Raw genomic sequence first — 22,676 nt, 5'->3', positions numbered from 1 at the left:
ACGGCCCATGCGTGCGTCCGGCAAACAGGACCCGCTAGATCTGCTGCTTGCCATAGCGGTATTCCGCCAGCAGCCACAGCTTGCGCTGGCTCACACTGAAACTGTTGGCACGATAGTCGCCGTATTGCAGCTCCAGGCTGAGGCGGGTATTGACGTTGGCGCGCAGGCCGAAGTCGATCTCGTCGCCATAGCGCCGACCATCGCCGGTCACGGGCGCAAAGTCGTGGTAGGTAAGCAGCCAGCTCAGGTTGTGCCATGGCAGGTCGCCGTAGACGCCGCCGTAGCGATCCTGCAGGCCATGGGGAGGAATGCTGAAGACACCGACCCAGCCGTCGAAGCTGTGGCCCGAGCCGTAGGCGATGTTGAATGCGGTGTGGCCGTTGCCGCCGAGCGACTCCTCGCCCAGCCGCGCCGAGATCGCGGGCAGACCATAGCCGAGCTCGAAGAAGTGATAGGGGAGGCTGAAGTGCGCCGGGTTGTTGTCGTAGTTGTTCTGATGCGCGCCTTCCAGCGTCCAGCTCAACCTGGTGGAGCCGCCCTGCAGAGGCAGGTTGCCGACCCAGCGTGCGCCTTCGGTGCGCACGGAATCGGCGGCCAGGGTGAAGTTCTTGATGAAGTAGCCGTAGACGGTCAGGGTGCCCAAGGGCAGTACCTGGTCCAGATGCAGCAACTTCCCGTCGAGTTTCCAGCGACGCTGGTCGACATCAGGGAAATCCGCGCCCACGGTGCGGTTGACCTGGTCGATCCAGTCGAGGCCGAGCGTGGTGGTGCTGCCTAGTTTCAACTTGCCGGTGATGCCGTCGAACGACTGCGGGTTCTGTCGCCACGCGTTGGAGCTGAAGAAGCGTTTGTCGTCGATGTTCAAGTACTGCCGTCCGGCGCGGATTTCGAACCAGTCATCGGTGTAGCCGACCCAGGCACTGCTTAGTTCCGTCGAGCGGGGATCGGGCTCGGCCGGGTATGGCGTGCGTCGTCCGGTCGTGTCGTTGTACTGCTGGCCGAACAATGACCATACCTTCGTGCCCTCCGCATACGCGGCAAGGTGCGGCGTCAATGCCCACAGATAGCCCAGTTGCAGGCGCAGCGTATGGGCATGGCCGGTATCGGCCAGGTTGTCCTGGTGCAAGGTGCTGTCGCGATAGCGAAGGCCGATATACGGCGTACTGACATAGGTGTTCGGGGTGTCGTCGGCATGAACGATCTGGGACAGCAGCAGGCTTGCAAGGAGAACGTACTTCAGGCTCTTCATGTAAGTCTCGACGTTGGCTTGGTGAGGTGCATCCAGTCTGTGCACGGGCCAGTCGCGAGGAAAAATGAAGCGTTGACATATGAATATGCCGGCAAACGAATTTTTGATGGATGTTGTGCAATTAATGCAGACGCCAAGAAGTAAAGACGTCCAAATGTAAAATACTTGTGGGTTCACATTTGGCTGATCGACCATCGTCAGCGTGCCTCGACGCTGCGAAAGCTTGAGGTGCAATGACGGTGTCCACGCTGCATGACATGCCTCGGGACATAAGCAAATCGCTTTTGGCCATTTCGAGGCTTATTCCGCAATGGCTAGGCTGGCCTTCCCGCTACGTGGCTGGAGATGGCAATGAAGAAATCACGGGTGATACTGGTCTTGCTTGGCACCGTGTTCGCGGCATCGGTTGCAGCCAAGGACATCACGCTGCTGAATGTGTCCTACGATCCCACGCGCGAGCTGTATCGGGATATCAACACCGCATTTGCCACACAGTGGAAAGCGCAGCACGGCGATACCGTGACTATCCAGATGTCGCATGGCGGATCGGGCAAGCAGGCACGCTCGGTGGTCGACGGACTGCCAGCCGATATCGTGACGCTGGCACTGGCCTATGACATCGACGCGGTGGCCGATCATGGGCTGCTTGCCAAGGATTGGCAGCAGCGCCTGCCGGACCATGCATCGCCGTACACCTCCACCATCGTCTTCCTGGTGCGCAAGGGCAATCCGAAAGGCATCAAGGACTGGCCCGACCTGATCAGGCCGGGCGTGCAGGTGATCACGCCCAATCCGAAGACTTCCGGTGGCGCGCGCTGGAATTTCCTCGCCGCCTGGGGCTATGCGCTGAAGCAGCCCGGCGGCAACGAGGCAAAGGCGAGGGCCTACGTGCAGGCGCTCTACCAGCATGTGCCAGTGCTCGATACCGGCGCGCGCGGTGCCACCAATACCTTCGCGCAGCGAGGCGTCGGCGACGTGCTGGTGGCCTGGGAAAGCGAGGCATTGCTGGCGCAGCGGGAACTCGGCAAGGGCACGTTCGACATCGTGGTGCCCTCGGTCAGCATCCTCGCCGAACCGCCGGTCGCGGTGGTGGACGGCAATGTCGACAAGCACGGCAGCCGCGCCGTGGCCGAAGCGTACGTGAAGTTCCTCTACTCGCCGCAGGCGCAAGCCATCGAAGCGAAGAACTTCTATCGGCCACGCCTGCCGGAGGTGTCGGCCAGATATGCCGCGCAGTTCCCGAAGGTCAACACGTTCACCATCCACGATGTGTTCGGTGACTGGCGTCAGGCCCAGGCAAAGTTCTTTGCCGATGGCGCCATCTTCGACCAGATCGGTCCGGGGCACTGAGGCCAGCATGCGCCGGCGCATCCTGCCTGGTTTCGGACTCAGCCTGGGATATGCGCTGACGTATCTGGGCCTGATCGTGCTGCTGCCGCTGGCCGCACTGGCGTGGAAGGCGTCGGGCATCGGCATCGGCGGCATGCTGCATCTGCTGGGCTCCCCGCGCACCCTGGCCGCACTCAGGCTCAGCTTCGCCGGCGCCATGCTTGCCGCCGTGATCAATGCCGGTTTCGGTCTGCTGGTGGCATGGGTGCTGGTGCGCTACCGCTTTCCCGGGCGTCGCCTGTTCGATGCCCTGGTCGATCTGCCGTTCGCGCTGCCCACGGCAGTTGCCGGCATCGCGCTGACCGCCTTGTATGCCCCCAATGGCTGGCTTGGCCGATGGCTTACGCCATGGGGTATCCAGATTGCCTATGCGCCGCCCGGCGTGATCCTGGCGATGGTTTTCGTGGGCTTTCCGTTCGTGGTGCGCACGCTGCAACCGGTGCTGGCGTCGCTGGATCGCGATGTCGAGGAGGCCGCCGAAAGCCTGGGCGCCAGCCATCTGCAAACCTTCTTCCGGGTGATCCTGCCGGTGCTGGTGCCGACCCTGCTGACCGGATTCGCGCTGGCGCTGGCCAGGGCGGTCGGCGAATACGGTTCGGTGATCTTCATTGCCGGCAACATTCCCATGCGCTCGGAAATCGCGCCGCTGCTGATCGTGGAGAAGCTTGAGGAATTCGACTATGCCGGTGCCGCCGCGCTGGGCATGGTGATGCTGCTTGCCTCGTTCGCCTTGCTGATCCTGATCTCGCGACTGCAGCGCTGGAGCGGGCGCTGGGCGGAGCTCCAGCGATGAGCCGGCTTGACCGTCAACCGCCGTGGCCGCGCCGGATCGGGCGTGGCCTGCTGGGTCTGCTGGCGGTCGGCTTCCTGTCGGTCTTCTTGCTGCTGCCACTGGCGGTGGTGTTCGTCGAGGCGCTGCGGCAGGGCGTGCATGCCTACCTGTCGAGCATCGGTCAGCACGAAGCGCTGGCGGCAATCCGGCTGACCTTGCTGGTAGCGGTGATTTCCGTGCCGTTGAATGTGCTGTTCGGCGTCGCGGCGGCGTGGCTCATGGCACGCTTCGAGTTTCGCGGCAAGGCGTTGCTTGGCGCCTTCATCGACTTGCCGTTCTCGGTTTCGCCGGTGATCTCCGGCCTGGTCTATGTGCTGCTGTTCGGCGCCCAGGGCTGGTTCGGGCCGTGGCTTGGCGCACACGACATCAAGATCATTTTCGCGGTGCCAGGCCTGGTGCTGGCAACCATCTTCATCACGCTGCCGTTCGTCGCGCGCGAGCTGATCCCGTTGATGCAGTCGCAGGGCAGCGACGAAGAGGAGGCTGCACGGGTGCTGGGTGCCGGCGGCTGGCAGATGTTCTTCCGGGTGACCCTGCCGAACATCCGCTGGGCACTGCTGTATGGCGTGCTGCTGTGCAATGCCCGTGCGATGGGTGAATTCGGTGCGGTGTCGGTCGTCTCCGGGCATATCCGCGGCCTGACCACGACGATGCCGCTGGAAGTGGAAATGCGCTACAACGAATACGACTACGTCGGCGCCTTCGCCGTCGCGACCCTGCTGGCCTTGCTTGCGCTGCTGACCCTGGCGATCAAGACGTTGCTGGAGTGGCGCTACGGTGACGAGATTGCCGCGCATGCCCCCGGCGGCCATTGAGACTGCCCATGACCTTGCAACTTTCGCATCTGAGTCGCCGCTTCGCCGGCATCCCCGCGCTGGACGATGTCAGTCTGGCCATGGCGCCCGGTGAATTCCTGGCACTGCTTGGTTCATCCGGTTCGGGCAAGACCACCTTGCTGCGCATCCTGGCGGGGCTGGACTATCCCGATGCCGGGACTGCGCAACTGGACGGCCGTGATTTTCTGGCAGCGGAGGCGCGTGAGCGCAAGGTCGGCCTGGTGTTCCAGCACTACGCGCTGTTCCGCCACCTTACCGTGGCGGAGAACGTGGCGTTCGGGCTGCGCGTCCGGTCGCGCAAATCGCGGCCTTCGAACGCGGCGATCAACGAGCGCGTCGGGCAACTGCTCAAGCGGGTGCAGCTGGAGGGCTACGGCCGCCGCTATCCGGCGCAGTTGTCCGGCGGCCAGCGCCAGCGGGTGGCTCTGGCGCGTGCGCTGGCGGTGGAGCCGAGCCTGCTGCTGCTGGACGAGCCCTTCGGCGCACTGGATGCGCAAGTGCGCGTCACCTTGCGCCGCTGGCTGCGCGAGCTGCATGAGGAACTGAAGTTGACCACGGTCTTCGTCACGCACGACCAGGAAGAAGCGCTGGAGCTCGCCGACCGCATCGCGGTCATGAACCACGGCCGCATCGAACAGGTCGGCACACCCGAAGCCATCTACCAGCAGCCGGCGACACCCTTCGTCTGCGAATTCATCGGCAAGATGAACAAGCTTGCCGTGACCAGCGCGGACGGCCGCCTGAGTGTGGGCGACTGGGTGCTGGATGGGCTTCCCGGGAACGATCACCACGCCCAGGTGGTGGCCTATGTCCGCCCGGAACATCTGTCGCTGGGTGTGGCAGAAACCCGGCCCGGATGGACGGCCCGGTTGCGGCATGTCTACCTGGCCGGCAGCGTGGCGCATCTGGAACTGCACATTCCCTCGATCGGCCAGACACTGGAGGCCGACGTGGGCGGCGAAGACGTGGCCCGGCTGGGCCTGCAGGTCGGTGCCGAATTTCGCGTGGCTCCGCGTAGCGCCGTGGTGTTCGCTTTGGGCGAGCCCGAAGGCAGTCAGTCGTTTGAAGAGCGCTGGTTCTGGCAGGCGGCGGATGCTGTGCCGCCGGCACCCAGGGCAACCAGCGTCTCTCCCATCGGCGAGGGTCGTGCACGCGCGGGGCGTTGTTCCTGATCGGCGTCGACCGGGCGCCATGACTGCTGGCACATGTGAGTGCATCCGGGCTGGCGTATCTCAATCAGGCTGACCGCCTGGCGGTCAGCCCGTTGGCATCGCCCTACGGACATGGCGCGGATCGCGATGTGCAGTCCGTGCCGAAGCCACCGCACAACTCCCGATGAGGAATCCCCATGGCAAACGCGCGCTCGACGACGTGGATAGCGATTCTTTACGGCGGTTTCATCGCCGGCACGATCGACATTGGTGTCGCATCCCTGATCAACGGCATCAGCCCGTTGGTGATCCTGCGCGCCATAGCCAGCGGCCTGCTGGGCAAGGCGGCGTTTCAGGGTGGTTTGCCGGTCTCGCTGCTGGGACTGGGTTTGCAATGGGCGATGTCGCTGCTCATCGCGGCGATCTTCGTGTTCGCTGCGCGGCAATGGACCTGGTTGAACCGGCGCTGGGCGATAGCCGGTGCGTTTTACGGCGTGGTGGTGTTCGTGGTGATGGAATACGTGGTCGTGCCACTTTCCGCCGCATGGCCGAAAGCGCATTTCACCACGACATCATTGATCGAAAATCTTCTGGCGATGATGTTGTTCGGGCTGATCGTGGCGTTCTTTGCGCGTGGGTACGCCGAATAGCGCGATCGTCCGCACGATGCGGCGATTACACTGTCCCGATGAATGACATCGAGACGACCTCGACGATCCACCACGGCACCCCGGCGTTCCGGCGTACCAACCTCGCGTTGTTCGCCGCCGGCTTCGCCACCTTCGGCCTGCTGTATTGCGTGCAGCCGCTGATGCCGGAGTTCAGCCACGACTACGGCGTGAGCGCGGCGGTCAGCGCCTTGTCGTTGTCGCTGACCACCGGCGTGCTGGCGTTCGCGATGCTGTTCGCCGGTGCGCTGTCGGATGCGTGGGGGCGCAAGTCGGTGATGGTGATCTCGCTGCTGTCATCCGCGCTGCTGGTGCTGGTGACCGCGCTGATGCCGAACTGGCCGTCGCTGCTGCTGGTGCGCACCTTGCTCGGACTGACCCTGAGCGGCCTGCCGGCGGTGGCGATGACTTACCTCGGCGAGGAAATGCATGTCAACTCGATCGGCCTGGGCATGGGGCTGTACATCAGCGGCAGTGCGGTCGGCGGCATGGGCGGCCGATTGATCAGCGGCGTGCTGGCCGATTTTTTCGGATGGCGGATCGGCGTGGGCGTGGTCGGCGCGATCGGCGTGCTGGCGGCCCTGGTCTTCTGGCGCGTGCTGCCCTCGTCGCGGCATTTCGTGGCACAGCCACTGCGCTGGCGCATCCTGTTGGGGCGTTTCACCGGCATGTTCCGTGACCGTGGCCTGCCGTGGCTGTTCGCCGAAGGCTTCCTGCTGCTCGGCGCGTTCGTCACGGTCTACAACTACCTCGGTTATCGCCTGCTGGACCCGCCGTACAACCTCAGCCAGGCGGTGGTCGGGCTGATCTTCGGCATCTATCTGGTCGGCACCTTCAGCTCGGCGTGGATGGGTCATCTGGCTGGCCGGCTCGGGCGGCGCAAGGTGTTGTGGACCGCGTTCGCGCTGATGCTGGCCGGCGTGGTGTTGACAATGATGAAGTCGCTGCTGCTGATCATGCTCGGCATCGTCGCGGTCACCTTCGGTTTCTTCGGTGGCCATTCCATCGTCAGCAGCTGGGTCGGGCGCCGCGCCGGCGCGGCGAAGGCGCAGGCTTCCTCGATGTATCTGTTTTCGTACTACATGGGATCGAGCGTGGCGGGTGCCAGCGGTGGACTGTTCTATGCCGCGCACGGCTGGAATGGCGTGGCACTGTTCGTCGGCGCGCTGGTGCTGGCCGGCCTGCTGATCGCCTTGCGCCTGTTCACGCTGCCGCCACTGGTAAACGTGGCGACACCGCCTACGCCGATGAGCAAGGGAGCCATGCCGTGAAGATCGATGCGCTGGATCATCTGGTGCTCACCGTCGCCGATGTCGCTGCCACCTGCGCGTTCTACACGCGCGTGCTCGGCATGCAGGAGATCAGCTTCGGCACCGGCCGCAAGGCGCTGGTGTTCGGCACGCAGAAGATCAACCTGCACGAATACCGGCACGAGCTGGAGCCGAAGGCCGAACGACCGACACCCGGGTCGGGCGACCTGTGCCTGATCACCTCGGTGCCACTGGATCAAGTGATCGAGCACCTGCACGCCTGCGACGTGCCGGTGCTCGAAGGACCGGTGCCGCGCACTGGTGCGCGCGGGCCGATCATGTCGGTGTATTTCCGCGACCCCGACCGGAACCTGATCGAGGTCAGCAACTATCCCGACGAGGCGTGACTCAGCGGTCCGCCGGTTTCAGCATGTCCTTCACCGCGTCGTAGTCGCCATCGTTCGCCGCTGGCGGCAGGCCGAGCAGGTGGGTCATCAACGGATAGACGTCCACATTCGGGAATGCCGGAACCTTCGCGTCCACGCGGAACGCCGGGCCGTGCGCCACGAACAGCGCCTGCATCAGCGGGTCGGCATTGTCGTAGCCGTGCTCGCCGATGCTGATACCACCCTTGTGGCTTTCCACGTAATCGGTGGTGGTGACGCGCCAGCCGACATTGGCCAGGCACAGCAGCTGCGGCACGCGCGGGTTGCTGCCGTAGTGCAGGCGCGCCGGTACCCGGGTCTTGTCCCAGCACTGCATGTGCGGCTGCGGCTGTTCGAGCTGATGTTCGATCGCCGCGAAATCGCGGATGGCCTTCGCGCTGCCGTCCTTCGGATTGAAGCCGGCGAGGATACCCATGGCCACGGTCTGTACCTGGTCGAGCGGGATCAGCTTGTCGAGCAGCACGCTGTTCGGCAGCGGGGTGCTGGCCATGCCGTGATCGGCCAGCACGATCAGGTTGATCTTGTCGAACAGGCCGCGTTGCTTGAGTCCCTGTACCAGCCGCGTCATCGCTTCGTCGGTTTCGCGCAGCGCATCGTCGACCTGCGGCGTATCCGGCCCGTATTTGTGGCCGGCATGATCGACCGCATCGAAATACAGGGTAAGGAAAGTCGGTCGATGACCGACGGGCTCGTCCAGCCACGCCAGCACCTGGTCCACCCGCTGATCCGGCGTCACGTTGCCGTCGTAGGGCATCCACTCATCCGGATGGCGGCCGTGGATGTTCGCCTCGGCGCCGGGCCAGAACATCGTGGCGGTGCGCAGGCCATGCGCATCGGCAGTCTCCCAGATCGGCGTGCCTTCGGCCCACCAGCGGCCATCGCTGACCGCTTCGCGATTGCCCAGCGAGAACTTGCCCAGTTGTGCATCGAACATCGTGTTGTTCACGATGCCATGGTGATCCGGGTACAGGCCGGTGACGATGGTGTAGTGATTCGGAAACGTCAGCGACGGAAACGAGGGCTGCATCGATGCCGCCTGCACGCCGTCCTTCGCCAGCATCGCCAGCGTGGGGCTGAGGCCGCGGTCGATATAGTCGTAGCGATAGGCGTCGATCGAGATCAGCAGCAGCGGCGCGGGCTGGCTGGCAGCCGACACGGCGGTCGCTGGCGTAACTGGCGGCTGCGTGGCGCAACCGGCGCTGAATGCCGCCAGCAGGCACAGCATCAGGCGAAACGGGAATTTCATGCGGGGAGTCCTACGATGTGAAAACCATCCACACATGATCGCGCACTGTCATGACCATTACACGTATTGCCACGCATTTTTCCGTTATGCATGCATTGCTGTTCGTCGGCATCGCCGCACTGCTGCCCCTCGGTACGGCCTGTGCCGCGCAGTCCGCCCAGGCACAGGCTGCGCAGTACCAGCAGACCGTGCAACAGCAGCAGACGCGTGACCAGTTGCAGAAGAGCCAGCAGCAACAGCAGCTGCGTCAGAACGTGTCGGACAATGCCAAGGTGCCGCTGGCCAACAACGCGCAGGCGCAGCAGCAGATCCAGCAGGCCGATCGTGCGCAGCAGGATCGCGATCGTGCCACCCAGCAGGATCTGCTGAATCGCCAGCAGAACGCGGCCGACCTGCCGCGCGTCGTGCCGCAGCCCCAGCCGGCACCGACTGGCGGCGGTTGATCGGCTGCCTCAGCGGCGCCTGCTTCAATGGTGAGTAGGGCGCAGGGCCAGTCCCAGCAGCACGATCAGGCCTGCAAGATCCAGCCACGCAAACCAGTTGCCCCAGCGTGCGTACAGCGTCCGTGTCTCGCGCAGCGGCAAGTCGCCCACCAGTTCGGCATCGTGCTGTTCGCTGGAAGCCTCCGCCAGCACGCGGCCACGGTCGTCGCTCAGCGTGAGCCGGCCGGAACGCGCGGCGCGCGCGATCGCGAAGCCGCTTTCCACGCCGCGCATGATCGCCATGCGGCTGTGCAGCCAGCCGTCTATGCTGAAATCCCACGCCGGCACCAGCAGCAGTTGCGCATGGCGCGCGGCATAGGCCTGGCCGATGTCGTGGAAGTCCATGTCCTTGCAGATCGCCAGCCCGGTGCGTGGCGTGCCGTCGAGCAGGGTGTAGCTGTCGCCCGGCATGTACTGCCTCTCGAAGCCGGGAATCAGGTGATGCTTGTTATAGGTGGCCGGAGAGGTGGCGCCCGGCTGGAACACCATCACCATGTTGCGCTCGGCGCTTGGATCGCCCTTGAAGTCGATGCCGGCATCCACGATCACGTCGTGTTGCTGCGCCACCTGCGCGAACGCGGGCACGGTGGCATCGCCGGTGGCGAAGGAGGTTTCCGGGATCAGCACGATCTTTGCACCCTCACTTGCGAGGCGACCGATCGCATCGACGTAACGCGCTTCCAGCGCCTTCCCGTCGGCACCGTGCAGGGCGGGGCGAATCGGCTTCTCCAGCGACACCAGGCCGATGCGCAGCGTCGTCGTCGCCGGCACCTGCAGCCGCCAGCTGCCGTAGCCGAGGGCAGCTGACATCAGCAGCACGGTCATCGCCGCGGCCGTCATGCGACTGCGTCGCGGCGTATCGGTGGCGGCCTGCACGGCGATCGCGGCCGGCAACAGCAGCACGAGGAAGCCGATCCCCCAGATGCCGGCGATGGCGGCGACCTGGATGACCGGTAGCGCCTCCATCTGCGTGTAGCCGATGCTGCCGAACGTGCCGTGCGGCGAGGTCAGGCTGTTGATGTATTCGACGACGACCCACGCGGCCGGGAGTGCCAGCGTCGCGGCGAGCGCGTGGCCGCGCAACAGCAGCCGCCGGAACAGCAGCACGCACAGAGCTAGCACAAGGGCTGGCATGCCGATCGCATACACGATCGTTGCCATGGGCAGGCCGATGTAGCCGTGCAGATAAGTCCACTGGTTGAGCCCCCCAAGCGCATACGCGGCAAAGGCTGCCAGCGCCGCCCAGCGGGCGCGCACTCGCGGCGCCAGCCACAACACCGGCAACGGTGCCAACCAGGTCAACCACCATAGCGGGTGCACGCCGCTGCCGAACCACCAGCCCAGCGCGGTCAGTGCGGTCGCCGCCAGCCATGCCGGCAGCACGAAACGATCAAGCCTTGATGCCATCGATCAGTCTCCCCAGCGATTCGAAATAGAACTTGCGAAACCGCGTTTCGTCGTCACCGAAGCGGCCGGCGCGGTACAGCACGACCAGACCGTGCGCGTGCGCCCACAGCGACATCGCCACGTCCCACGGATCGTCCTGTTTCAACACACCCAGACGCATACCTTCGGCGATCGCATCGGCAACGACGTTGAGGGTGGGTGACTGGCGTGCGCGAAAATCCTCGGGAAAGCGCCGCGCATCGTCACGGCGCACCGAGAATGCGTGGTCGAACAGGTGCGGATGCTCCAGCGCGTAATCCAGATACGGTTCCAGCAGCGCGAGCAGCCGCTTGAGGGTGTCCGGTTGCGTCGCGTGCGCTTCCCATGCATGCGCGGCGGTGTTGAAGCTGTCGTCGGACAGCCGCTTCAGCAACGCCTCGCGATTCGGAAAGTGCCGGTAGATCGCCATCGGGGTAATGCCGACCGCTTCCGCCACGCGGCGCATGCTTACCGCATCCGCACCTTCGCGATCGAACAGCTTGTGGGCGGCACGGAGGATCTTCTCCGGCGTAGTGAGTTTCTTCATGTATACAGTGTATACATGAAATTTTGGGTGCGTCAAATCGTGGGATTACTCGCGCCATCCCAACCCGTCATTCCGGTGAAAAGGAGCGGAGAAACGTTTCAGCGACCTACCGCAGGCCAGCAAACAGATCCCCGCATGCGACGCGCTCTTCCATCGCCAGCAGGAAACGTTTCGTCGGCAAGCCACCACCGAAGCCGGTGAGGCTGCCGTTGCTGCCGATCACGCGATGGCAGGGCACGATGATCGGCAGCGGATTGCGCCCGTTCGCAGCGCCCACCGCACGCACGGCGGCGGGTTGGTCGATGCGTCGGGCCACTTCGCCGTAACTGATCGTGATGCCATAGGGGATCCGTTCGAGTTCCTTCCATACCGCCAACTGGAACGGCGTGCCGAGTGGATGCAGCGGCAAGTCGAATGCCTGGCGCTCGCCGGCGAAATATTCCTCCAGCTGCACCCGTGCGAAATTCAGCGCCCTGGATGAATGCACCCAGGTTGGCGACGGCACTTTCTGATGACGCCCGGTTTCAAACCACACTTCGCGCAGTCCCTGCACGTCGGCAACCAGGCGCAGTGTGCCGATCGGTGAACGCATCTCGTCATAGTGGATCGTTTCGGTGTTCATGGTTTGCTCCGTCCAGCCGACGCCGCATCGCTTGCGCTGCGCCACAGGTGCATTACCGCGTAGGCGCGCCATGGGCGCCACGCCTCGGCCAGTGCGGTGAGCGCCTTGGTGCTCAGTTCGGGCGCATCGCCGGCGGCGACACGGCGCAGGATCAGGTCGGCGGCGGGAAATGCATCCGGATGACTCATCGCGCGCATCGCCATGTAATGCGCAGTCCATTCGCCGATGCCGGGCAGCGCGACCCAACGCGCCACGAATTCGTCCAGCGGCTGCTCCGCGCGGAAATCGATGCGGCCGTCCAGCAATGCCTGGGCGATGCCACGGATCGTGGCGGCACGCGCGGTGGTCACGCCGATTTCGCGCAGGTCCGCTTCGGCCACGCGCTCCGGCGTGGGGAACAGGCGTTCCAGCCCGGGCAGCAGCGGCACCGCCAACGGTTCACCGTAACGATGCACGATGCGTGTCGCCAGCGTGCGTGCAGCTGCCACGCTGACCTGCTGGCCGAGCACGGCGCGCACCGCGATCTCGAAACCATCCCATCCGCCCGGCAAGCGCAGACCGGGCCGCTTGCGCAGCAGCGGCTTCAACACGCCGCTGGCACCGAGGGTGGCGGCGATTGCCTGCGGCTCCGCATCCAGGTCGAACATGCGCCGCAACCGCGTCACCACCGGCAACAGCTGCGCCGGTTGCGGACAGTGCAGTTCCAGCTTCAGGGCATGCTCCCCGTTCGACCACGCACTCAATCGCAGCCAGCCCGGTGCATCGGCAGCGCCAAACACACGCATGTAACTGTGTTCGTCGACCAGTTCCACGCCCGGCAGCGAACGCGTGCGCAGGAAACCCAGCAACGCCTCGAAATCGTAGGGCGGCCGATAGCCGAGCCGCAGTACCAGCGCTTCGCCAACCACGGCACGAGGATGGCGGCGCAGCTCGCGTGGCGGGATGCGGTTCGCCTGCAGGAACGCCGCATTGAAGCGACGCAGGCTGCCGAAACCCGAAGCGAGCGCCACTTCGGTCACCGGCAGCGCGGTCTCGGTCAGCAGCTGTTTCGCGAACAGCAGCCGGCGCGTCGTGTGCACGTCGATCGGCGGCGCGCCGAGATGCTCGACGAAGAGCCGCCGTAGCTGCCGCGCGCCGATGTCGACGCGCGCCGCCAGCTGTTCCAGCGAATGCTCCGCCAGCATGCCGGCATCGATCAGCTTCAAGGCACGCGCCACCACATGCTCGCCGCGCTGCCACACCGCATTGCCGGGTGCGAGTTCCGGCCGGCAGCGCAGGCATGGCCGGAAGCCGGCGGCTTCCGCGGCAGCAGCGCTCGCGTAATAGCGGATGTTCGCCGGTTTCGGCGACGGTGCCGGGCACACCGGACGGCAGTAGATACGCGTGCTGGTCACCGCCGTGAAGAACAGTCCGTCGAAGCGCGCGTCGCGACTCAGACGGGCCCGTTCACAGACCTTGATGTTGGGCAGGGCGGCGAGGGAAGGTTCGGACATGCCTGCAGGTTAGCACCGGGCGCGAGATCGGACTCGCCGTTTTCGGACATCAATGCGGAGCCGGAAATCAGCCTGCGCCGGCACTCGCCGGGCAGCGCATTTGTCGCCCTGCACGGAACGCAGCGGCTTCCGCATCGCTTGCCGGTTTGCCCTCGTCGCCGCCATCAAACGCGACACGCCACTGGTCGTCGCCGCCACGCCGCCATACCGTGGAAAACCTGCCGATCGTGTAACGCGGCTTCGCATTCGGCGCCGGATCCTCGAACAGATACGTGCCGCTGGAATTGGCAACGCGACCGTCGTCCGTGACCACCACGTGCTGCGGATACCAGCTCAGGTGCACGGTTTCGCCGGCGATGATTGCCGCCCAGTTTTTCTGGATCGCATCACGTCCGCGTACCGGCTTGCCCGTGTTCGCATCGAAGATCGCGTCCGCCTGGAGGTGGTTCGCAAAAGCGGTCGCATCATGGCGATCGACGCTTTGTGCAAACGAAAGTTCGCGTTGCCATACCTCGCACGCGGCCTTGTCCGAGCCGGACGATGCTGTCGCGGCGAACGCACTGGACGAGCAGGCCAAGCCCATCACCAGCCAGATCATGCGTGACATGAGCCATACCTCCCGTGTGCGGAAGGGCCAGCATCCACGTCTTCGCGATCGCCTGCCAGTGCTGAAAGGCAGGCGCTCCGTCACTGCGCAAGTTTCAGCGCCGCTTCCAGCACTTCATCGTGACCGGCACGCACGCCGGCGAGCGTCGGCTGCACGGTCACATCCGGGATCGTGCCGAGCGCGTGATAGCGGCTGACGCCATCGTGATGCGTCACCTTCATGCCGGTAAAGATCACCCGGAACCCTAGCGGGACTTCGAACGAAGTGATGTTTCCATCCACGCCGCGCGTTGTCGCCCCGACGATCGTGCCAAGCTTTTCATCCTGCACATAGCCCATGATTGCCTCGGCCTGGCTGATCGTGCGGCCATCGGCAAGGAAGATCGCGTGCGACGAAAAATGGGGCGCTGCTGGCTGAATATTCCAGCCGACGTCCGTATAGCCGGCGAGCTCGCCAAACGGACCAACGTAACGCGGAATGTGCATCCACTTCGCTTGCTCGGCGTGGTCGAGCAGATGTGCGGGAAGGGTCGTGCTGACCTTGAAATCCCTCGGATACCCGCGGACGTCGTAGATCACCGTGCGTGCAGCGGCCAGTTGCGTGAGGTTTGCCGTGAACAGCGCGATGTCGGTGCGCGCCAGATCCACGTACCAGATGCCCGGCTTTAGTTCGGTGATCGCTGCAGGTCGAGCCGTAGCCGGAGGAACCTGTTCGGAATACGCAAGCGATACGGTGCTGGCCGATCCATCGGCGTGCTTCAGGCCAAAGGTATGTGACTCGGATGCCGGCCCCCACTGGAGGCCTTGCAGCGCTTTCCAGGCAAGCGATGACGTTTGGCCGGAGGCGAGCGCTTCGGCCTGTTCTTGCGCCTGCGGCATGGCCACTCCATCGATCGAAGCGATGACGTCGCCAACCTTGGCCTGATCGGGTACACCCGTGGCAACGATTACCCATTGATGCTCGACCGGCTCCAGCGTGATCGGCAGGCTGCCCCACTTCTTTTCCGTAGTATCAGCCACGGTGCCATGGGCATCCTCAAGCGGAGCGAGCAGGTGTTGCAGTGCGCGTTTCTGGGCAGCCCTGGAATCTGCCCTTTCCGCATCGGCTAGCGCGCGCGGCAGTTCGCTGTCCCAGTCCACGTGGATCACATCCCAGTACGGATAGAAGTGCCGGAACACGTTCCAGGCCACCACGATGTCGGCTTCACGCGCGGCACTGGACGCGATGGAGGCTGCTGGATCAGGCATGTGCGCGAGGCGTGCCTTGAGTGCTTGCAGCGCCGCGGCGCGATCCGATGATGACCGCGCCTGCATGTCCGTCAGTGTCAACGCGACGCGTGCCTTCAAGCCGGCGCCGAGCGCGAACTCTGCGGTCTTGCCGGCCACGGGCGGTGCATCGAAGAGCGTGCGATCAACTGCTTGGCCATGCTGCTGCAGAACCAGATAACCTGGGTCTGCGCCAGTCTGCTGCCATGAGAGGCTCGTGTTGTCCGTGGCGATGCTGCCGACCAGAGACCATTCCCGCGATGGCTTCGGCGCCAGACGCAGAGCAGGAATCGCAACAGGCTTCCATCCGCCATGTCCGTCGCTGACATCCAATGTCAGATTTCGAAAGGCGGCCGTTGGCTCCTTGGCGTCGTCACCCGGAATCATGGTGAATCCGAACGCCAATATCGATACGTCGGTGCCGACGGGGGCGGTAATGACGTAGTCGTGCCATGCCAAATCATGCACCTGGCTGCCATCGGTATTCTTGAAAAAGCCTGGCGGCTTTCCCTTCCGGTCGGCACGCAGCCAGAGTCCCAACCCCGAGACGGTGGACTGGCCCAACGCTTTGATGCTGCCGCGCAGCCGAATGGTCTTGCCCTGTAATGGTTGTGCATCCAGTTCGCTGGCGATGCCAACGAACCGGTCGCCACCACGGGACGTTCTTTCGCCAGCATAGAGAGTGCCCTTCGCTGGAAAGCCAAGGTAGCGCCAGGCCACCAGCGGCGGCTGCGCGGCCTCGGCTGGCAACGCGGGAAAGGTCGCTTCATCTGCAACGATGTCGATGCCCGGTCCCAGCGGCCCGAACAGCGCATTCAGCTTGTCTCGCAGCTCGGCGCGGCCATGCGCCTGTCGTGCATCGGTGATGCCCGCCACGGCGAAACGGTTCCAGTCGATGCCCTGTGCCGCGTCGCCCGGATAGAAATAACGGACCACGCCGTAAAGCCGGGCAAACGCCACGACCTGTTCGTGTCCGGGGTCGGCCGTGTCGGGCGACGCGCTGACCCAGGTCGTGGCGAGCAGCCCAAGCAACGTACCCACGACCATTCGTCTGACTGCTCGCATTGGGCTTCACTCCATGGAACCGGGCGGCAGGATAGCCGGCCAGGTTCCCGGTGCTCCAGTGACAAAAGGTATGCTCACTGCATGCACACAGACGAGCGCGCCGGGATATCGACCATGCGACCGATTGCCAATGATGTGGAAGCGATTGCCCGCATCGGATCGGTGCCCACGATCCTGCAGGTGGTCGCACATACGACCGGCATGCGCTTTGCGGCGATCGCCCGTGTCACCGATACGAAATGGACAGCCTGCGCGGTCCATGACCAGATCGACTTCGGCCTGAAAGCCGGTGGCGAGCTGGCGCTGGAATCCACGATCTGTAACGAAATCCGGCAGCACCATGAGCCGGTGATCTTCGGCGAGGCCAGCAGCGACCCGCGATTTTCCCGGCACCCGGTGCCGAAGATGTACGGGTTCGAAAGCTACGTCTCGATCCCGATCTTCCGGGTCGACGGCGAATTCTTCGGCACGTTGTGTGCGCTAGACCCGTTGCCGGCCAAGCTCGATGATCCGAATGTCGTCAAGACGCTGGAGCTGTTTGCGAAGCTGATCGCTGCCGAGCTCGAGTCCGAGGAACGTCACGAGCGAAGCACCAGCGCGCTGCTGGATGCCCAGCAGGCCGCGAAGCTGCGCGAGCAGTTCATCGCGGTACTCGGGCATGACCTGCGCAGTCCGCTGAGCGCGATCCGGGTTGGCGCCGACATTCTGCAGGTGGATCCGGATAGTCGTCGCCAGCGGGTTGCCCGGCACATCCAGCGCAGTTGCGATCGCATGGCGGAGATGATCGAGAACATCCTCGACTTTGCGCGGGGCAGGCTGGGCGGCGGTATCCCGATCGCATTGCAGCCAGCGGCCAACCTCGCCGTCGAACTGGGCCATGTCGTCGCCGAAGTGCAGGAAAGCCATCCTCGCCGGGATATCCGCGTGGCGATGGCCATCGATCATCCCGTCACGGCCGATGCGGGCCGCATTGCCCAGTTGCTGGCGAACCTGCTCAACAATGCGGTCGTGCATGGCGCCATGGACAAGCCGGTAGTCGTCAAGGTGATGAGCGACGGCAAGCATTTCGAACTGTCCGTGGCGAACGGCGGCTCGCCTATTCCGCCCGGGAAGATCGGCCAGCTTTTCCAGCCATTCAACCGTGGCGCCGAAGAAACCCCGCAACCAGGGCTTGGGCTCGGCCTGTATATCGCCGCGGAAGTGGCGAAGGCGCACCACGGCACGCTGGGTGTTTCATCGACCGCCGAAGACGGCACCTGCTTCGTATTCAGGATGCCGATCAGCCAGATACCGATCAACGAGGCCTGACGCTCCTGCGCATGTCGGCTTTGCCGCCCATCAGTTCGGCCGGGCCTCTTTCAGTGCGTCGATCAGTGCATTCAGCCGGAACGGTTTTTTCAGCACGGTGCAGCCTGCATAGGCAGGCGGCAACTCATCCGCTCCGGTCAGGACACAGATCGGTATGTGTCGGGAGTTGAGCGATGGCAGCAGTTTCTCGGTCGTCGTCGTGGCCAGTCGGTAGTCGATAAGCGCGATGTCCGGCTCGGACGTCTCAAGCAGCCGCTGGGCCTCCTCCAGGGTGGATGCCGGCCCAAGCATCCGGTATTCCCTCGACTCCAGCGCGATCTCCAGTGTCGCTGCGATCAGCATGTCGTCTTCCACCACCATGACAAATGGGCCGTTCGGCGATGCGGTACTCATGGGGGCATCCTCTTGGTTCTGCATGGAGCTCATGCAGGGGATGGAACGGTGGGTTGCCACGCCGGGTTCAAGGCGCGAAATATGACCTCTTGGTCATCCTCGCCGATCAACCTTGCAAATCGACAGCGTCTGAGCTCACTACGAACTACCTCGCGCGAAGGTAGTGCGAAGGAACTGTCTCAGCTCTTGATGCACATCGCCTTCGATGTCTGCTCCCTGAGATGGGGCGTATGCGATAGAAGGCCATCGACAGGCTCATCGAGCAAGCCGTCAAACCGACAGACATGGTTCCCAAGCCGGTGCTACTGTCACCGCTCGATCTGCCTGGGGGAGGCACGATATGGGTTCAGGTCCACGCGGGCTGCTGATTGTGGCAATCATTCTGCTGGGTCTTTGCGAATGGTTATGGATCGTCCATTCGGCGATGTCGCATATCGCCGATCTGGTGCCAAAGACCATATCAGCACAGCAGGAGGCACCACTCCGCGCTCTGGCTGGCAAGCATGGCCATCTGTTTTCCAATGCCGAGGTCTATGCGTTTCTTGCCGCGGCCAAGCAGGCCGAAAAGATCAAGGATCCGCTACAGCGCTGTCTTGCCTATCCCGATCCGCCAGGCAGCCACTGGTCGCATGCCGCAGCGAACGCGTATTGCCAGTACCGCATGCAGCACCTGATGCCGTTTGCCGAGCTGCGGTCGCTGATCCAGAACGGACAGGCCGCCGAGGTCGATCGCCGCTTTGCGCAGATGCTCGATGCGCAATCGACGCAGCTCAATGCCCGCGGTTTGCTGGACCGCACCTTCGAGCTGGATTTCGACGGTTCGTTCGATATCCGCCCGACGCTGGATGCCTGGAAGCGCGACTCGCCCAAGAGCGCGTTTGCCTATGCTGCCAGCGGGTATGCATACCGGGAGATGGCTGCCCAAGCGCGTGGCGGCGCGTACATGGCGGACACGCCGGCAAGCAATGTCGAATCCATGGATCGCCTGCTGCAACAGGCGGACACCGATCTGCGTCATGCCATCGAGCTCAACCCGAGGATCACGCCGGCCTATGTCGCCATGATCGATGCCGGCACCATGAGTCTTGGCGATGCCTATGCCGACGAGGCCAGCAGACGCGGACTGGCTGCCGACCCTGCGAATTTCGGGATCTACGATTCGCTGCTGTGGCGGGCGCTGCCACGCTGGGGCGGCTCGCTGGAGGCCATGACGCAACTCGCCAGCAACGCCCAGGCACATGCGAAAGAGAATCCCATCCTGACGTTGTTGTCGACGAAGGAGCCGGCCGAAGAGATCAACCTCGATGACTGCGACTGCCATACCGCAGCGCAGCTCGCGATGTATACGGTGGTATTCGACCAGGTCTCCACCGCGCAGCTGCTGCTGAGTGCCGGTCATGCCGCCGAGTCGAGCCATCACCCGGAACTGGCGGTGGTCTATTTCTCCGAGGCGTTGCGTTTCGATCCAGACCTTGCTGACGAACGGCTTCATCGTATCTATGAGCTGAACAATTTCGACGAGTCACAGTGGGCCGTGGACGAGGCCAGCAGCATGATGCAGGCGGCGCCGCAGGACGAGGCTCCGGTCAAGCTGCGTGGGTATTCCTACGAGGCGCTGGGCGACTACAAGCATGCCGGGCAGGATTTCGAGAAGGCGCTCTCGCTCAATCCCGACGACGAGAGTGTGCTGATGGAACTGGGCAGCATGTATGCCCATTGGAGCCATGAATGGGACAAGGCGTGGGACACCGACAACCGCATCATCAAGGCGTACCCCAACGAGTCGTATGGCTGGTACTTGCGTGGCGAAATCCAGAAGAACCAGCCGCGCGCCGGACTGCAGGAGACCATCGATTACTTTGCCGCGCACTTCGACACCAACCCGCAGGCCCACAAGATGCTTCTCCAGATGCGTGCGGCGCTGGCGCTGCAGTCGAGGTCGGTCAGCCAGCGGAGTGAGATGAAAAGCACGACGCACGACTGAAAGTGACCATTCGGGGCTGGTCAGGATGCGGTGGCCATTTGTTGTTATCAGGGTCGAGTATCGGGCTCGGTGACGGACTCGCTCACTTCCACGGGCTCGATCATCTCAGCCTTCTTTTCGCCACGAACCATGCTCGACAGCACCCCGTCGCGGCGGATCAGTCCGTGATACAGCGCGGCCCCCATATGCGCGAGAAACGTCAGGAACAGCAGCATCGCGAACCAGCCGTGCATGTGACGCAGCACGGCGAAGGCAACGGGGCTGGTCGGGAAGATCGGCGGCAGCCGCAGCGAATCGCTCAGCATCACCGGATAACCGCCGGCCGAAAGCATCGCCCAGCCGATCAGCGGCATCGCCAGCATCAGGATGTAGAGCAGCCAGTGCGAGGCATGCGCCGCCAGTTTCTGGACAGCGGGGAGATCGGCCGGCAACGCGGGCGGCGGATGACGCAGGCGCACGGCCAGTCGCACCACGGCCAGGATCAGGATCGCGATGCCCAGCGGCTTGTGGATGCGCAGCAGCCAGTCATGCCGTTCCGACACGGAGGCCACCATGCCGACGCCGATGAACAGCATCGCCAGAATCATGATGGCCATCAGCCAGTGCAGTACGCGCGCGGGCAGGGAGAAAGTCTTCACGTCAGATGTCATCACTTGGCCTCCGGCTTCGGCTGCGCAACGGCAGTGCCAGGCAGGTGGGCTTCCTCGCTGGTGCGGCGCAGGTAGGAGTCGGCGTAGGCGGCCGAACGTGCGGGCAGCAGCGGGTCGTCGGACGCCTCGATGCCGTCGGGCAGCACCAGCGGGTCATAGTTGATGTCGCGGCAGGGGCCGCTTTCCTGCGGCTCGGTGTGCTCGAGCACCAGCGTGCCGGCGTCGATCGTGGGGCGGTCGGCCGGCCATTCCCTGGTGGCGTCGTTGGTCGGGTCACCCGCTTGCGCGAGCGTCACCAGCAGATGCCAGCGCAGCGGCCCCTGCGACAGGCGTTGCGCGAGGTCGCTCGCCAGATAGTCCGGGTTGCCGCTGTTGTCCACGTCGCTGCCGGCATCGGTGGCTTCGGGCACCATGCGCCAACGCACAGCCTGCCGCTTGCCGGCGCTGTCGACGAAAACGAACGCATCGAGGCTCCAGTAGTTTTCGGTCGCGAAGCTGGCGGACGGTTTCGCCGTCTTCGCCCAGGCACGGAACGCGGCCGTCTCCGGATGCGCGGCAAAGAATGCCGCCACCTTTGCCGGATCCGGTTTGCCGGTGGCCGGGTCGGGTTGCTGCGCCTTCAACTGATCGTAGAACGCTTGCGGCGTCGACACCGGAAATACCGGCATGCTGTTCATGCCGGTACGCCACTGCTGCCCGTTGGCCTGCGCAAGGCGCAGCGCCATGCTGCGGATCGGCACGCTGCTGTCCGGCGCATACGGATTGCTGCCGGGTATCGCGAAGCGGCCGACCAGCGGGGTTCGACCCGCGGCGAACACTTCGGCACTTGAATAAGCTTGGGCGTGGCCGTTGCTGTCGAAGTAGCCGGTCACGCATACGCCCTTGGCGTGATTGCGGCGATAGCCGGCGAACGTGCCGGCGTTGTCCTGCAACTGATCCACGATGCGCTTGGGAGTGAGCCGGTGCGGCGCCAGCCAGCCACCGACATAACCGAACGTGCCCACGGTGACCGCCACCACGGCGGCAATCAGTGCCCATGATCCGAGATGGCGCTTTGGCGGCGTGTCGGTTGCGGAAGGATCATGCATGGTCAACTCCTGGCCGCGAGGGCCCTGATGTCATGTGGTGAACGACGACTGCGGACATCATTGCACTTGCCCTCCGCAACATTCGTTCCGAAGCGGCACCCGGTTACGCGTTTCCCTGGCGGCCGGCATCGACAGGTGATCGAGCACTCATCGCGTCAGGTTTGAGCCCCTTCAAGCCGCCTGTCCGCTCGGCGTCACGTACCCGTGTGGCGCAGCAACCCGTCCACCGCCCCGAGCAGGGCGCGGCGATCGTAAGGCTTGGGCAGGAACGTCACGTTTTCGGGGAAGTAGGCGAAGCTGCTGCGCGGGTCGGCCGAGATCAGCATGATCCGGATCTGCCGGTTCATCTGCACGCGTTGGGCCAGTTCGATGCCGTCGATGCCACCGGGCATGTGGATGTCGCTCACCAGCAAGCCTATGCAGGCGTCCTGCAGCAGGATGCTCAGCGCGCTGGTGCCGTTGCTGGCCGTGATGACATGGTAGCCCTCGGCCTCCAGCACCAGGGCGGTGACCTCGCGGGCGCTGCGGTCATCCTCGGCCAGCAGGATGGTGTTGTTCTGCGCGTGGATCATGGGCGTTCGGCGTTCTGGGCAAAGGTATCCAGTCCTGACCATGGTCTGTCCGATGTTAATGAGCGGTGAGGCCCGATTCCCCCTATGCTGCGTCTTCATGGCATGGCG

Annotated in this window: 21 protein-coding genes and 1 pseudogene; 10 read left to right on the top strand and 12 right to left on the bottom strand. The window is 64.2% G+C overall.

Translation table 11 applies throughout. The features are described 5' to 3' along the window. Window positions 1-34: 34 nt before the first annotated feature. The gene (locus B0E50_RS07140) at window positions 35-1,249 is read right to left on the bottom strand and encodes an alginate export family protein (RefSeq protein ID WP_168170836.1); all 1,215 of its coding nucleotides are present in this window, start codon (window positions 1,247-1,249) and stop codon (window positions 35-37) included. A gap of 351 nt (window positions 1,250-1,600) precedes the next feature. Between B0E50_RS07140 and B0E50_RS07135 the strand changes: the two genes are divergently transcribed. The 7 genes and pseudogenes from B0E50_RS07135 (at window position 1,601) to B0E50_RS07105 (ending at window position 7,782) form a co-directional block, all read left to right on the top strand. Continuing rightward, a complete protein-coding gene (locus B0E50_RS07135; RefSeq protein WP_077440493.1) occupies window positions 1,601-2,599 on the top strand; it encodes a sulfate ABC transporter substrate-binding protein in 999 nt (332 codons plus the stop codon). After that, window positions 2,562-3,431 carry a sulfate ABC transporter permease subunit CysT gene (gene cysT, locus B0E50_RS07130; RefSeq protein ID WP_077440492.1) on the top strand — a complete coding sequence of 290 codons (870 nt, stop codon included), beginning with the start codon at window positions 2,562-2,564 and terminating at the stop codon, window positions 3,429-3,431. The genes B0E50_RS07135 and cysT overlap by 38 nt, the downstream gene beginning before the upstream one ends. Then, complete coding sequence (gene cysW, locus B0E50_RS07125) at window positions 3,428-4,285, top strand: sulfate ABC transporter permease subunit CysW (protein WP_077440491.1); 858 nt, start codon at window positions 3,428-3,430, stop codon at window positions 4,283-4,285. The genes cysT and cysW overlap by 4 nt, the downstream gene beginning before the upstream one ends. An 8-nt stretch (window positions 4,286-4,293) precedes the next feature. After that, window positions 4,294-5,340, top strand: a pseudogene (locus tag B0E50_RS18375) (TOBE-like domain-containing protein); the annotation flags it as partial. A gap of 314 nt (window positions 5,341-5,654) precedes the next feature. After that, window positions 5,655-6,107 carry a hypothetical protein gene (locus B0E50_RS07115; protein WP_139350787.1) on the top strand — a complete coding sequence of 151 codons (453 nt, stop codon included), beginning with the start codon at window positions 5,655-5,657 and terminating at the stop codon, window positions 6,105-6,107. Window positions 6,108-6,145: 38 nt separating this feature from the next. Further along, window positions 6,146-7,396, top strand: a complete 1,251-nt coding sequence (locus B0E50_RS07110) for an MFS transporter (protein ID WP_077440488.1) — start codon at window positions 6,146-6,148, stop codon at window positions 7,394-7,396. Then, on the top strand, window positions 7,393-7,782 hold the full coding sequence (locus B0E50_RS07105) for a VOC family protein (RefSeq protein WP_077440487.1): 390 nt from the start codon (window positions 7,393-7,395) through the stop codon (window positions 7,780-7,782). The genes B0E50_RS07110 and B0E50_RS07105 overlap by 4 nt, the downstream gene beginning before the upstream one ends. Before the next feature lies 1 nt (window position 7,783). On the opposite strand, the gene B0E50_RS07100 is transcribed toward B0E50_RS07105, so the two are convergent. Beyond that, a complete protein-coding gene (locus B0E50_RS07100; RefSeq protein WP_077440486.1) occupies window positions 7,784-9,067 on the bottom strand; it encodes an ectonucleotide pyrophosphatase/phosphodiesterase in 1,284 nt (427 codons plus the stop codon). Window positions 9,068-9,117: 50 nt separating this feature from the next. Between B0E50_RS07100 and B0E50_RS07095 the strand changes: the two genes are divergently transcribed. Next, window positions 9,118-9,510, top strand: a complete 393-nt coding sequence (locus B0E50_RS07095; protein WP_077440485.1) for a hypothetical protein — start codon at window positions 9,118-9,120, stop codon at window positions 9,508-9,510. Window positions 9,511-9,534: 24 nt separating this feature from the next. Here B0E50_RS07095 and B0E50_RS07090 read toward each other — a convergent pair whose 3' ends face one another. From B0E50_RS07090 to B0E50_RS07065, 6 genes are all read right to left on the bottom strand, one after another. Next, complete coding sequence (locus tag B0E50_RS07090; protein ID WP_077440484.1) at window positions 9,535-10,956, bottom strand: nitrilase-related carbon-nitrogen hydrolase; 1,422 nt, start codon at window positions 10,954-10,956, stop codon at window positions 9,535-9,537. Beyond that, on the bottom strand, window positions 10,940-11,521 hold the full coding sequence (locus tag B0E50_RS07085; protein ID WP_077440483.1) for a TetR/AcrR family transcriptional regulator: 582 nt from the start codon (window positions 11,519-11,521) through the stop codon (window positions 10,940-10,942). Before B0E50_RS07085 ends, B0E50_RS07090 begins: the two co-directional genes overlap by 17 nt. A gap of 106 nt (window positions 11,522-11,627) precedes the next feature. Beyond that, a complete protein-coding gene (locus B0E50_RS07080; RefSeq protein ID WP_077440482.1) occupies window positions 11,628-12,143 on the bottom strand; it encodes a methylated-DNA--[protein]-cysteine S-methyltransferase in 516 nt (171 codons plus the stop codon). Next, window positions 12,140-13,636 (bottom strand): DNA-3-methyladenine glycosylase 2, encoded by a 1,497-nt coding sequence (locus B0E50_RS07075; RefSeq protein WP_077440481.1) that lies wholly within the window; start codon window positions 13,634-13,636, stop codon window positions 12,140-12,142. The genes B0E50_RS07080 and B0E50_RS07075 overlap by 4 nt, the downstream gene beginning before the upstream one ends. Before the next feature lie 67 nt (window positions 13,637-13,703). Next, the gene (locus B0E50_RS07070; RefSeq protein ID WP_077440480.1) at window positions 13,704-14,243 is read right to left on the bottom strand and encodes a nuclear transport factor 2 family protein; all 540 of its coding nucleotides are present in this window, start codon (window positions 14,241-14,243) and stop codon (window positions 13,704-13,706) included. A gap of 80 nt (window positions 14,244-14,323) precedes the next feature. Then, window positions 14,324-16,549, bottom strand: coding sequence for a S41 family peptidase (locus tag B0E50_RS07065; protein WP_168170835.1), 2,226 nt, complete (start codon window positions 16,547-16,549; stop codon window positions 14,324-14,326). Window positions 16,550-16,687: 138 nt separating this feature from the next. Between B0E50_RS07065 and B0E50_RS07060 the strand changes: the two genes are divergently transcribed. After that, entirely contained in the window at window positions 16,688-17,881 is a 1,194-nt protein-coding gene (locus B0E50_RS07060; RefSeq protein WP_077440478.1) for a GAF domain-containing sensor histidine kinase, read from the top strand. A gap of 30 nt (window positions 17,882-17,911) precedes the next feature. Here B0E50_RS07060 and B0E50_RS07055 read toward each other — a convergent pair whose 3' ends face one another. After that, window positions 17,912-18,274, bottom strand: coding sequence for a response regulator (locus B0E50_RS07055; RefSeq protein WP_168170834.1), 363 nt, complete (start codon window positions 18,272-18,274; stop codon window positions 17,912-17,914). Between the two features lie 424 nt (window positions 18,275-18,698). Between B0E50_RS07055 and B0E50_RS07050 the strand changes: the two genes are divergently transcribed. Then, window positions 18,699-20,258, top strand: coding sequence for a tetratricopeptide repeat protein (locus B0E50_RS07050; RefSeq protein ID WP_217343251.1), 1,560 nt, complete (start codon window positions 18,699-18,701; stop codon window positions 20,256-20,258). Between the two features lie 47 nt (window positions 20,259-20,305). On the opposite strand, the gene B0E50_RS07045 is transcribed toward B0E50_RS07050, so the two are convergent. The 3 genes from B0E50_RS07045 to B0E50_RS07035 all read right to left on the bottom strand — a co-directional run bounded on the left by B0E50_RS07045 (window position 20,306) and on the right by B0E50_RS07035 (window position 22,568). Continuing rightward, complete coding sequence (locus B0E50_RS07045) at window positions 20,306-20,908, bottom strand: cytochrome b (protein WP_077440475.1); 603 nt, start codon at window positions 20,906-20,908, stop codon at window positions 20,306-20,308. Beyond that, window positions 20,908-21,996, bottom strand: coding sequence for a catalase family peroxidase (locus B0E50_RS07040; protein ID WP_077440474.1), 1,089 nt, complete (start codon window positions 21,994-21,996; stop codon window positions 20,908-20,910). Before B0E50_RS07040 ends, B0E50_RS07045 begins: the two co-directional genes overlap by 1 nt. 194 nt (window positions 21,997-22,190) lie before the next feature. Continuing rightward, window positions 22,191-22,568 carry a response regulator gene (locus B0E50_RS07035; RefSeq protein WP_077440473.1) on the bottom strand — a complete coding sequence of 126 codons (378 nt, stop codon included), beginning with the start codon at window positions 22,566-22,568 and terminating at the stop codon, window positions 22,191-22,193. Between the last annotated feature and the right edge of the window lie 108 nt (window positions 22,569-22,676).

The sequence above is a fragment of the Rhodanobacter sp. C01 genome (assembly GCF_002001045.1).
In the GTDB taxonomy this organism is placed as follows: domain Bacteria; phylum Pseudomonadota; class Gammaproteobacteria; order Xanthomonadales; family Rhodanobacteraceae; genus Rhodanobacter.
The sequence above is the reverse complement of the archived record's forward strand: the minus strand, read 5'-3'. Positions and strand labels throughout refer to the sequence as shown.